The organism is Holdemanella sp. DFI.5.55 (genome assembly GCF_020593575.1).
GTDB classification, from domain to species: Bacteria; Bacillota_I; Bacilli_A; order Erysipelotrichales; family Erysipelotrichaceae; genus Holdemanella; species Holdemanella hominis.
The window spans coordinates 1-1723 of sequence record NZ_JAJDMK010000146.1 but is presented as its reverse complement, the minus strand read 5'-3'; the positions used below and the strand labels follow the sequence as shown (position 1 = coordinate 1723).

General features: G+C 35.3%; 4 protein-coding genes. 1 reads left to right on the top strand and 3 read right to left on the bottom strand.

Annotated elements, in window-relative coordinates:
* Positions 1–73: 73 nt before the first annotated feature.
* Positions 74–364, top strand: coding sequence for a hypothetical protein (locus LJE08_RS13420; protein ID WP_227403503.1), 291 nt, complete (start codon positions 74–76; stop codon positions 362–364).
* On the opposite strand, the gene LJE08_RS13415 is transcribed toward LJE08_RS13420, so the two are convergent.
* From LJE08_RS13415 to LJE08_RS13405, 3 genes are read right to left on the bottom strand one after another with little or no spacing between them, the layout of a single operon-like run.
* On the bottom strand, positions 365–667 hold the full coding sequence (locus tag LJE08_RS13415) for a hypothetical protein (protein ID WP_227403502.1): 303 nt from the start codon (positions 665–667) through the stop codon (positions 365–367).
* A gap of 9 nt (positions 668–676) precedes the next feature.
* Positions 677–979: a hypothetical protein gene (locus LJE08_RS13410; RefSeq protein WP_227403501.1), complete on the bottom strand. Its 303-nt coding sequence runs from the start codon at positions 977–979 to the stop codon at positions 677–679.
* Between the two features lie 4 nt (positions 980–983).
* Positions 984–1598 carry a site-specific integrase gene (locus LJE08_RS13405; protein ID WP_227403500.1) on the bottom strand — a complete coding sequence of 205 codons (615 nt, stop codon included), beginning with the start codon at positions 1596–1598 and terminating at the stop codon, positions 984–986.
* Positions 1599–1723 lie beyond the last annotated feature (125 nt).

Here is a 1723-nt window from a genome sequence, read left to right as displayed (position 1 = left end):
TGATAATGTATGGTAGTATTCTCCACCAGTAGAATTAGACGTAAAAGACATACTTATACAAATTGGTTAAGGTATGTCTTTTACTGCCAATCAAGTGGGTGGAGAATATAAGCATTTGTTATCTTTGAATGAAATGCCGTCACATGCTCACAAACCACACGATTGGGATGTTATTACCGCACAAGGTGGTAATACAGGGTTCTATAACATGACATATTTAGGAGACAATAATCGATCAGGAACATTTATTCCATTTATTCATGATTACGATAAAAATAGATATGGCTCATATGTTGGCAATAACGAAGCGCATAATGTCATTCAACCATATACAACAGTATTCTTCTGGAAAAGAATCAAGTGATTACTTCGTTCTTCGCCAGAAATAAACTACGATATAAGGCTGAATGTTATTGTGACTTTGACTTCCTCCTTCGTCTGAAGTGGCGGTGTTTAAAGGGGTTCTAGCAGCATGATATGTTGTTACATCGCCACGGTAATCACCTCTTTGCCATCCAAACAACATTGAATATTCTGATGGTGTAAAAGTGTTCCATTCTGGGTAACCTTCAACCATTGCATATTCGACATGCACGTGGTTTGGCATCTCGTAATAATTTAATTGATGCTTGTATTCGCCCCCAGTTCCAGAAGAAGTAAAGGACATACATAAACATTACTTCGTTCTTCGCCAGAAATAAGTAACGATATAAGGTTGAACATTGTTGTGATGTACGTTATCTCCCGCCCAACCCGTATATGTGAAAGCTGATGTAGATGTAGCATGAACTTCTTGCTTCGGAGCAACATAGTTTTTGGTTGAAAAGTCTATCATAACGCCATACCAATCTGTTGTTTGTACAGGCCACTCAGGGTATCCTTTAACCATCAATGATTCACTATGATGATGTTTTGGTATTTCAATTTCTAGAAGTTTGTGCTTGTATTCACCACCGCTCGAATCAGTAGCAAAGGACATACATTTACTTGTAGTAGTCACAAAGCAATTCAACACATTTTCGTTTTAATTCCATTTGTGGATGTACGTAGATGTTCATTGTAATTGATACATTGGAGTGGCCTAACAATTCACTCAGTGATTTATAGTCACATCCACATTCGATACATCTTGTCGCAAATGTATGTCTGAGTGCATGGAATGTTAAGTGAGGAAGTTCTAAATTTTTAAGCATTTTATTGTAATATAAACGGTATTTATTGGGTTCAATATAGGATGGTTTATTCGTAAGAATATAATGGTCATCTTCGCCTTGTAATAATGTAGCATATTGCATAATCCAAGAATTCAATGGAACATTGCGCATACTGGATCTCGTTTTAGGAGATGTTATATGTAGTTTACTACCATCTTCTCTGGTGTATGTTCGTATCATTGTTTTGTCTACTGATAGTAACTTGGCGGCAAAATTGATATCTTTCCATTTAAGAGCACATAACTCACCGATTCTTAATCCAGTATGAATACAAAGCAATATGCCAAAATTCTTATGATTTATTTCAGTTTGTAAGTGATTGATTAATACGATTTGATGTTCTTTATCAAAAATCTGTATTTGTTTTGGTGGATGATATGGCAATTGAATAGATACATCGGAGTCTAGTGTTAATTTTAAAACAGTAATGATATCTTTAGCATATTTTATAGAAATACCTGGTATATTGTAATTGACCCATCTAGCTGGTCATTTACAACATACATCTC

What these genes read in the sequence shown, in the direction of transcription:
- LJE08_RS13420 (WP_227403503.1), top strand. Translation starts at nt 74, where the DNA reads ATGTCTTTTACTGCCAATCAAGTGGGTGGAGAATATAAGCATTTGTTA.
- LJE08_RS13415 (WP_227403502.1), bottom strand. Translation starts at nt 667, where the DNA reads ATGTCCTTTACTTCTTCTGGAACTGGGGGCGAATACAAGCATCAATTA.
- LJE08_RS13410 (WP_227403501.1), bottom strand. Translation starts at nt 979, where the DNA reads ATGTCCTTTGCTACTGATTCGAGCGGTGGTGAATACAAGCACAAACTT.